Below are 8,847 nucleotides of genomic sequence, written 5' to 3' on the forward strand. Positions count from 1 at the left end.
TTTGTCTTCCTTTTTATTTTCAATCTATCTTTTCAAGCAGACAGTCCGCGATATCTCTTGCCAGCACGGAATGCTCTCCCTTTTTACAGGCAGCTGCGCCCCAGCTCTTCCGTGCAGGAACACGCCGAGCGCCGCCGCTTCATCCTCTGAAAATCCCAGCGCCAGAAGCCCGGCAATCACACCGGTCAGCACATCGCCGGAACCGCCCTTTGCCATCGCGGCGCAGCCGCTGTCGCCGATATACACATTGCCATCGCGCCCCGCCGTCACCGTCACGGCATCCTTGAGCACGCAGGTCACGCCTTTTTCTTCGCCATACCGCACCGCTGACTCGACCAGATCCCGTTTCAGATCCTCAATCGAGCGTCCCGTCAGACGCGCCATCTCCCCCAGATGTGGAGTAACGATCACATTTTCCGTAAAATACCCGGACAAATGCGGATGCTGTGCGACAGCATTTAATCCATCCGCATCCACAATGATCGGCACATAGGCGGAAAGCAGCACGTTCTGCACCAGACTTGCGACATGGGCTTCCTTTCCCAGTCCCGGTCCCAGCACGATCGCGCTCGCCCAGCCGCACTCCTGTTCCACCAGGCTCTTAAAACCTGCCGGATCCGTCTGTGCCTGTTCCGGATCATACGGCGTCAGGATCGCCTCCGGAAGGAGATTTTGCAGAATCGGCACATTTGCCCGGACGGTCAGGATCTTCACAAGTCCTGCGCCCATCCGGTACGCAGCCAGGGCGCTCAAATACGCTGCGCCGCACATTCCCTCCGAACCGGCTGCGATCAGGATTTTTCCATACGTTCCCTTGTTGGCGTCTGCCCGCCGTTTCGGGATCTGGCTCCGATCCTCCGGATCATAGGCATAATAGGTATGCCCTTCATATTTTGTATACGCCGGAAACCCGATGTCGGCAATCACAATCTCGCCGCACAGCTTCCGTCCCGGATAGAACACCATTCCCAGCTTCTCATAGCCGAAAGTAACGGTCAGATCCGCCTCAGCTGCCTCGCCAAGCGCCGCCCCTGTCTCTGAGCTGACGCCGGACGGAATATCAACCGCAACTACCGCCTTTGGCTCCTGCTCACGCATAAAACGGATCGCCTCGGCAAATTCACCGCCGACCTCTCTGGAAAGACCCACGCCAAAGATCGCATCCACCATGATCTCCACATGCCCCGGCACATAATTTTCAAACGCCTCCACCGGGATCCCCAGATTCCGGTCAATCGCCACCTGACAGGTCATCTCCCCCGTCCAGTGTGCCTTGTCACCGACCGTGAGCACCGTCGGAAGCGCGCCGCGCAGAAAGAGAATCCTAGCCAGCGCCGCGCCGTCCGCACCGTTATTGCCCGTTCCGCAAAATACCAGAAGCCTCTGCCCTGAAAGCTTCCCATACCGTTTTTCCATCTCGTCTGCAACCGCCAGCGCCGCTCGCTCCATCAGTACCAGAGAGGGAATACCCACTTTCCGGATTGCATATCCATCTATCTCTTTCATCTGTTTTCCTGTCACCAGACGTCTCATTTCCATTCCCCCTCTCCGACTGCGTAAGCAGATGCCAGACTGCCTGTATTCGTGATCGACACGTGAATCCGGGTGATTTTCAGGCTGTCCGCAAGTTTCTTCGCTCCCCCGTGAAGCTGCACCCACGGTTTTCCAAACTCGTCCCGGAGCACTTCTACATCCAGCAGTCCAAAGCCCCTAAAGCCTGTTCCAAACACCTTCGAGACTGCCTCTTTTACCGCAAAATCGCCGGCGAGCCGGGACGCATTTCCCCCAGCCTGCCGACGCTCTTCTTCTGTATATACACGCACCAAAAAAGCCTCTTTTTCACAGGCTTTTTTGATTCGCTCTATCTCTATCAGATCCGTACCAATTCCGACGATCATTTTATTTCTCCAGCACCAGCTGCCTCTTCCTGCTTTCTCTGCGCTTCTTCTCTCGCTTTCTGATCCTGCATACTGCATACGCGGTAAGAAAGGCGCATCAGGCTCTCCGACAGATGGACATTTTCCACCACAACGTCATCTGGAACCTGTAAATCTGTATGGGCAAAATTCCAGATCGCCTTGATTCCGGCTTTGACAAGCCGATCCGCAATCTCCGGTGCTTTCGACTTCGGAATCGTCAGCGCTGCGATCTGCACTTCATTGTCCTTGATAAACTGCTCCAAATCTTCAATACCACGGATCTCCACTCCTCGGACTACCAGACCGACCAGACGCGGATTCACATCAAACATGCCTTTGATTAAAAAACCACGCCGCTCAAAATTTGTATAATTCGCGATCGCCTGACCCAGATTTCCCGCACCGATAATAATCAGGTTATGCTGACGGTCAATTCCCAGAATCCGGGCAATCTCCGAATATAAATACTTTACATTATAACCATATCCCTGCTGACCAAATCCGCCGAAATTGTTCAGATCCTGACGAATCTGGGACGCTGTCACCTTCATGCGGATACTCAAATCATTCGATGAGATTCTCTCTACTCCCTCCTCGAGCAATTCGCCCAAGTAACGATAGTATCTGGGTAGCCTAGAAATGACCGCTTTAGATATCTCTTTCTGTTCCACGGCTTTCTTCCACCTTTCTTTCCTATAACGTTGTCCATATGGTTTACGCAAACCTTCGGACAATCTGATAAATTTATTATAGTCATATGATAAATAATTGTCAATTTTTTTTATTTTATATGAGGGATTTTACATTGTATTTTGCAAAATTTTCTGACCAGAAACAGCCATTAACCGTTCTCATTCTTGCATTGCTTCTTTATTTATATTATAATTTAAGATTGACGGTATATTTTTTAACCGAAATACATGGATACAACCACAGGAGGAATCTATGATTTTATCTTGCAGCAATATTTCAAAAGCATTCGGTACGGAGGAAATCCTCAAACACGTATCGTTTCATGTAGAAGATCACGAAAAAGCCGCCATCGTCGGCATCAACGGAGCCGGTAAATCGACTCTTTTAAAAATAATTGTCGGAGAACTCGCAGCAGACGAGGCTCCGTGACCATCGCCAAGGGCAAAACCCTCGGTTACCTGGCACAGCACCAGGATCTGCATAGCCAGACCACCATTTATGACTCTCTTCTGGAGGTCAAACGTCCGATTCTGGAAATGGAACAGCAGATCCGCACGCTGGAACTCCAGATGAAGCACGCCGAGGGCGAAAAGCTCGAAACGATGCTCAACACTTACAGCCGCTTAAACCATGAATTTGAACTTTTAAACGGCTACGCATGGCAGAGCGAGATCACCGGTGTCTTAAAGGGACTCGGCTTTGTCGAGGAAGAATTTTCCAAACCGGTTTCCGAACTTTCAGGCGGTCAGAAAACGCGCGTCTCCCTCGGTAAGCTCCTGCTCTCCAAACCGGATATCATCCTTTTGGACGAGCCGACCAACCACCTCGACATGGAATCCATCGCGTGGCTGGAAACCTATCTGATGAACTACGCCGGGACGGTCATCATCGTCGCCCACGACCGCTATTTTCTGGACCGCGTCGTGACCAAGATCGTCGAGCTGGACGGCGGCATCGCCACCTCTTTCCAGGGCAATTACACCGCCTACAGCGAGAAAAAAGCGATCATCCGCGCCGGTGTGCTCAAGGCTTACCTAAACCAACAGCAGGAGATCCGCCATCAGGAGGAGGTTATCACCAAACTCAAATCCTTTAACCGTGAGAAATCCATCAAGCGTGCCGAGAGCCGTGAAAAAATGCTTTCCAAGATGGATCTTCTGGAAAAACCGACCGAAATCAACGACGCGATGCATATTACGCTGGAACCGTGCGTTACCAGCGGAAATGACGTTCTCTCCGTCCGTGAGCTTGCCAAGAGTTTCGACGGCATGACACTCTTCACGGATCTGAACTTTGAGGTAAAACGCGGCGAGCGCATCGCCATCATCGGCAACAACGGAACCGGCAAGACCACAATTCTCAAGATGATCAACGGTCTTCTGACCCCGGACAACGGCGAGATCCGGTTAGGTTCCAAGGTGCATATCGGTTACTACGATCAGGAACACCAGGTTCTGCACATGGACAAGACGCTCTTTGACGAGCTACAGGACACCTACCCGGATATGAACAACACGCAGATCCGAAATGTGCTGGCGGCATTTCTCTTCACCGGCGACGATGTCTTTAAGCGCATCCGCGATCTGAGCGGCGGCGAACGCGGACGTGTTTCCCTGGCGAAGCTGATGCTCTCGGAGGCGAACTTCCTGATCCTCGATGAGCCGACCAACCATCTGGATATCGCCTCGAAGGAGATTCTGGAAAACGCGCTGGTTCATTATACCGGAACCGTTCTCTACGTCTCCCATGACCGATATTTCATCAACAAAACTGCGACCCGGATTCTCGATCTGACGATGGGAACACTGATTAATTATATTGGAAACTACGATTATTATCTGGAAAAGAAGGAGACGCAGGAGAAAGCCTATCTGGCTTCCGCCGCACAGGCAGCCAACCGCTCTGCAAAATCTTCCGGAGCCGGAAACACAGGGACTTCCAGCCATCTGACCGCTGCGGCAGGCGCAAATCCGACTGCTCTTTCCGGAAATGGCACTGGTACCTCTGCTGCTTCGTCCGCTTCTGCCGTGACCGCTGCAGTTCAAGCGGCAGCCAGCGCTTCCTCCGGCAAATTGGACTGGAAACAGCAGAAGGAAGAACAGACGCGGCTTCGTAAGAAACAGAATGAATTGAAACGCGTCGAGGAAGAAATCCACACTCTTGAAACCCGCGATCAGGAGATCGATGCGCTTCTCTGCGATGAGACTGTCTTTTCCGATGTTCCGCGTTTGATGAAACTGAATAAAGAGAAGGAAGAACTGAATGCAAAGTTAGAGGGATTGTATGAGAAGTGGGAGGAATTGGCAGAGTAGTGGTTACTGTTCACGCATACGTGCCCAGTAACGGAATTTGCCGCGGCTTTGCATTTACATACGGCAAATTCCTGCTGCCACCACGTTTTCTTACGGCACTTCCGATGCCGGACCACTCTTAGCCTTTAAAGATTCATCCCCAGCCGGTCCGGCTCCATTTCCGGCAAATTCCGGATCAGAGTTCATCTCGACCCCTTCGGCTTCGTCTGGTTTTTGTCCTTCCTGCCAGAATCCTAACTTTACGACATATTTGTATAATTCCGGACTGTTTTTTCGGATGTCAGCTCGGACATCTTCGTCACAGCAGGCGGCGAAAAAGCTGCCGAACTGCATCTCCGACTTATCGTCAAAGTAGGATGGAAGCGGCTGCACCAGTCCACTGCCAGCCAGATATCGCTCGAAATCCGTCAGGGCACGTGAGGTTTCTTCGTCGCTTAGTTCCGACGCAGCGAACTCGCCGAATGCCATCGCAAGCCCCTGCGGTTTAGAAAATTTGATTTTCTTGTAATGCACATCTGTATCATAATTGACAAAATAGATACCCTGCTCTGTTTTCGGCGCTGAGAAGTATGCCTTGTCTGTGTAGTACATCAGCTCCCAGCCTGATTCTGCAAATCGTTTGATCCACTCTCTTGGCACGCCTGCCAGTTCTTTCGTAATCTGTTCTTTTTCACTGTCCGACGGACGCCGTTTTCCCATCAAACGCACATCATGCGTCCGGTCGCGCAGTCCATTTGCATCGTAGTAGTTGAGTTCCACGTACTGATCCGCCGCCATCTGACCATTGTCAAAGAAATAATATTTATGCCCGTTTACCATCCGGTTTCCGCCGCTGAACATAACACATTTGGAATCAAACCAATACCAGGCATTTCCTGCCTGATACCAGCCGGTCGTCAGTGCCCCATCCTCGTTTGCATGATACCACTGATCCGTCTCTTCCTCATAAATCCAGCCAGTCATCATCGCGCCGCTCTCGGCGAAATAATAACGGTTTGTGCCGATTTTCCGGAGTCCCCGCTGCATATAGCTGCTTTTTCCCAGATAATACCAGTGACCATTCGATTTCAGCCAGGACGCTTTCAAAAAGCTGCCATCCGTCAGGCGGTACTGCCAGTCCTCGCCGTCTCCGACCCACTCGCCCTCATACAGATACATTTCTTTATTTTCAAAACCAGCCGCGCCACTTTCTGTCGCCGATGCCTCTGTCTCTGTTATATCATTGGCATTATTTTCGGTGCCGAACCTGTAAACTTGATTTTCTTCCTTGCCCTGCGCCGGGGTGTCCGCAGACGCATCGTTACCTGCCGCCAGCGCTGTCCCACAAACAAACAGGGATACTAAAAAGGATGCTGCCCACATAAATTTTTTCTTCCAATTCATCGTGTGCCTCCCCTTTCTTGTTCATAATTAAGCAAAAAACTGTGAACAGTTGCCACATCTCTTCTTATTTTACCGCACCGCAAATGAAAAGTATAGAAAAAAATTCTTACATCCTTTATAATAATAAAATAAAAGACAGTTCATCAAAGACAGCAATATCCAATCTGCCTTTGAAACAATATAAAAATGATTACAAATTCCAATCACTCTTTTTTATAGAGTTATAAAATTAGAAAGGATACCATATATGAAATCAAAACGCATTTTGGCGCTGACGGGTGCTGTTATCCTAATCACCCTCTACGTCTCTTCCATCATCTTCGCCCTGATGGACAGTCCACTGGCAGAAAATCTGCTGCTGGCATCGCTGTTCTGCACGATCGTTATACCGGCGGTGCTCTATGGGTATGCGGTGGCACTGCGATATTTTAAAAAGAAAAAATAACGTTCAAAAAGCAAACGACTGTCTATTTCTAACACAATACGCAGTCGTTCGCTTCTTTCATTCTTCTATACTGACTGCCTCCGCAGTCTCCTGTCATTTTTTCATCATCCCGCCACTGTAACCGCATTCTCCCGGACATCATTAATCGCTTTCATAAGCGCTGTTCTCGTTCTCACATCAAACAACTTTAAAAAACTAATTGGCTTATCAAACGGAGGCTTCTGCAAAACAGCCACATTCTCCATATACCCATTCTGCTCCATATGATTAATAATCTTATGAACAAAATTGATCTGCCGTTGGGTGAACCTCACATGGCTAAAGTCACATGCTTCTCGGCCGTTTTAAACGGCAAGACTAAATATCGGCGGATACGCCAGTAACTTAGAATTCGTGCGGATACGCACTTTTTCCACGCCGGATACGGCTGGTTTCCACATTACAGGTAGTCCGCTGTATATCTGCCTGTATTTATGCCGCTTTTAAGTTATTTACTTCTACATAAAGCTTTCTCAAATCTGCATAAACGCAGGAGGTTCTACGCTTCACTGCAGGTACTTTTGCCTCCAGTGAAGACCTTTCCGTTTCCGGCAAGGGTTTTAAAAGTTCCCGTATAAAATATCTCGCCCCGATATTATAAGTTGCTGACAAATCACAGTTATACTGCTTTCCTGTCTGGAAGATACATAGGCTATGGTTCTCCGGATTTCTTACTACCGCTCCACTTCCGTCACAGGCCAGCCTGCTGGTGTTCCGGGCACTAACTCTGGACACACGAATCCTGTTCCGATGTGCCTGATGTTCACATAGCTTCTGAATATCCCGCTTTCTCCATAAATGAAGTTTTTGCTTCTTTTTTCCGGATATTTTTCCCTGCATTTCCAGATACTCAAAAACAATTACATCTGCCTGATATTCTACGGCATATTTCGTGATCTCCGTAGCTATTTTGCGGGACAGTTCCATATTCAGCCTTTTTGCATAACCCCATCGGCTTTGAACCTGTCTGGAGGAATGTTCTCTCTGAAAACGGCGGATTCTGCCAAGTACATGATACAAATGGTCTTTATCACTGGGGAAATTTATAAATTTACGTCCCAGGATAGTGCCATCTGCCCGCATGATGCTGCAGACTGCATCCGTATTGATTCCCAAATCAACACTGCATATCACCTGCTCTTTTACAGCTGTTTTCGATAAGGTTACTTCCTCTGTGTATGAAAACCGAAGGAAATATTTATGATGTTTCCTTTCCAAAGTTGGGGCAGATGCCTCTTTCCCGCTCCACTTTTTTCGAAGATATTCCATATCGGTATGAAGTAATTTCACCTGAAACCACTTCCACTCACGCCCATCAAATAGCTTTAAATAAGCCGTATCTTCTCCCGGTTCTGCTTCCCTATACATGACATCCCGATAGAATACCGGCATCGCATGATTCTCACAGACCAGCTTCGGTTTCCCCCTCAGTTCTCCCTTTTCCCACAAACTAAGGCGTGATTGATAGGAGGACACGGCTCCAAGTGCGTGTTGAATCGCCGCTCTTCTCAGATAAGATGGCATCTTAGGAAAATGACGGTCAAACGGAAATCTGGCATGATTCTTTTTTGTCTCATGTACCAGATGTTCCGCCTCATTAAAGCGTTTTTGTAGATTTTTGATTTCTGAAAGTTCTTCCCAGATCTCTGCATACACCGGAATCAGATAGGAAACTGCTTTCCGAAAAATATCCAGCGTAGAGCGGAGCGGTATATTCTTTTTTTTAATTTCTACTCCATAGCTGGATACAATCTGCATAAAGGTCCCTGCTTTCTGTTTTCGATATTTCGCACACTGTGCAAAATGATACTGTAAAAAATACGCATTTCTTCTTCCTGCGAAAGTAATTTTTCTTTCGTAGGTAATACACTATATTTACATTTATATTATACCATGCATCTCTTTGCAAGGCAAACACTTGTTCTGTATCTATTAAAATAATTGGCACACCTAACTCATCACTACTACAATATACTTATGGGTAATCCCCTTACATCCAGTAAGGATTTATCCATCTCATTACTTAAACTGTTAGAATGTAGGATGCAATGGTATA

At 48.4% G+C, this 8,847-nt stretch carries 7 protein-coding genes and 1 pseudogene; 2 read left to right on the plus strand and 6 right to left on the minus strand.

The window, feature by feature from the left end:
- Nucleotides 1-24: 24 nt before the first annotated feature.
- Genes DWX91_RS09370 through DWX91_RS09380 form a run of 3 tightly spaced genes read right to left on the minus strand, consistent with a single transcriptional unit; the run spans nucleotide 25 to nucleotide 2,590 of the window.
- The gene (locus DWX91_RS09370; protein WP_412693870.1) at nucleotides 25-1,539 is read right to left on the minus strand and encodes an NAD(P)H-hydrate dehydratase; all 1,515 of its coding nucleotides are present in this window, start codon (nucleotides 1,537-1,539) and stop codon (nucleotides 25-27) included.
- Nucleotides 1,530-1,898 (minus strand): holo-ACP synthase, encoded by a 369-nt coding sequence (gene acpS / locus DWX91_RS09375; RefSeq protein ID WP_118472919.1) that lies wholly within the window; start codon nucleotides 1,896-1,898, stop codon nucleotides 1,530-1,532. The genes DWX91_RS09370 and acpS overlap by 10 nt, the downstream gene beginning before the upstream one ends.
- Nucleotides 1,895-2,590 carry a redox-sensing transcriptional repressor Rex gene (locus DWX91_RS09380; RefSeq protein ID WP_106999697.1) on the minus strand — a complete coding sequence of 232 codons (696 nt, stop codon included), beginning with the start codon at nucleotides 2,588-2,590 and terminating at the stop codon, nucleotides 1,895-1,897. Before DWX91_RS09380 ends, acpS begins: the two co-directional genes overlap by 4 nt.
- Before the next feature lie 274 nt (nucleotides 2,591-2,864).
- On the opposite strand from DWX91_RS09380, the pseudogene DWX91_RS09385 reads away from it, so the two are divergent.
- A pseudogene (locus tag DWX91_RS09385) lies at nucleotides 2,865-4,924 on the plus strand (ABC-F family ATP-binding cassette domain-containing protein).
- 90 nt (nucleotides 4,925-5,014) lie between these two features.
- Here the strand turns inward: DWX91_RS09385 and DWX91_RS09390 are convergent.
- Nucleotides 5,015-6,307: an N-acetylmuramoyl-L-alanine amidase family protein gene (locus tag DWX91_RS09390; protein ID WP_118472921.1), complete on the minus strand. Its 1,293-nt coding sequence runs from the start codon at nucleotides 6,305-6,307 to the stop codon at nucleotides 5,015-5,017.
- A 247-nt stretch (nucleotides 6,308-6,554) separates the two neighbouring features.
- On the opposite strand from DWX91_RS09390, the gene DWX91_RS09395 reads away from it, so the two are divergent.
- A complete protein-coding gene (locus DWX91_RS09395; RefSeq protein ID WP_106999694.1) occupies nucleotides 6,555-6,752 on the plus strand; it encodes a hypothetical protein in 198 nt (65 codons plus the stop codon).
- A gap of 104 nt (nucleotides 6,753-6,856) precedes the next feature.
- Here DWX91_RS09395 and DWX91_RS09400 read toward each other — a convergent pair whose 3' ends face one another.
- Both DWX91_RS09400 and DWX91_RS09405 read right to left on the minus strand, forming a co-directional pair.
- The gene (locus DWX91_RS09400; protein WP_267895288.1) at nucleotides 6,857-7,066 is read right to left on the minus strand and encodes a type I restriction-modification enzyme R subunit C-terminal domain-containing protein; all 210 of its coding nucleotides are present in this window, start codon (nucleotides 7,064-7,066) and stop codon (nucleotides 6,857-6,859) included.
- 157 nt (nucleotides 7,067-7,223) lie between these two features.
- On the minus strand, nucleotides 7,224-8,549 hold the full coding sequence (locus DWX91_RS09405) for an IS200/IS605 family accessory protein TnpB-related protein (RefSeq protein ID WP_117795185.1): 1,326 nt from the start codon (nucleotides 8,547-8,549) through the stop codon (nucleotides 7,224-7,226).
- Nucleotides 8,550-8,847: the final 298 nt, after the last annotated feature.

The sequence above is a fragment of the Clostridium sp. AF22-10 genome, from assembly GCF_003478725.1.
Classification (GTDB): Bacteria; Bacillota; Clostridia; order Lachnospirales; family Lachnospiraceae; genus Otoolea; species Otoolea fessa.

Coding starts and splice junctions, on each gene's coding strand:
- DWX91_RS09405 (WP_117795185.1), bottom strand. CDS start 8,549: ATGCAGATTGTATCCAGCTATGGAGTAGAAATTAAAAAAAAGAATATA.
- DWX91_RS09370 (WP_412693870.1), bottom strand. CDS start 1,539: ATGGAAATGAGACGTCTGGTGACAGGAAAACAGATGAAAGAGATAGAT.
- DWX91_RS09390 (WP_118472921.1), bottom strand. CDS start 6,307: ATGAATTGGAAGAAAAAATTTATGTGGGCAGCATCCTTTTTAGTATCC.
- acpS (WP_118472919.1), bottom strand. CDS start 1,898: ATGATCGTCGGAATTGGTACGGATCTGATAGAGATAGAGCGAATCAAA.
- DWX91_RS09395 (WP_106999694.1), top strand. CDS start 6,555: ATGAAATCAAAACGCATTTTGGCGCTGACGGGTGCTGTTATCCTAATC.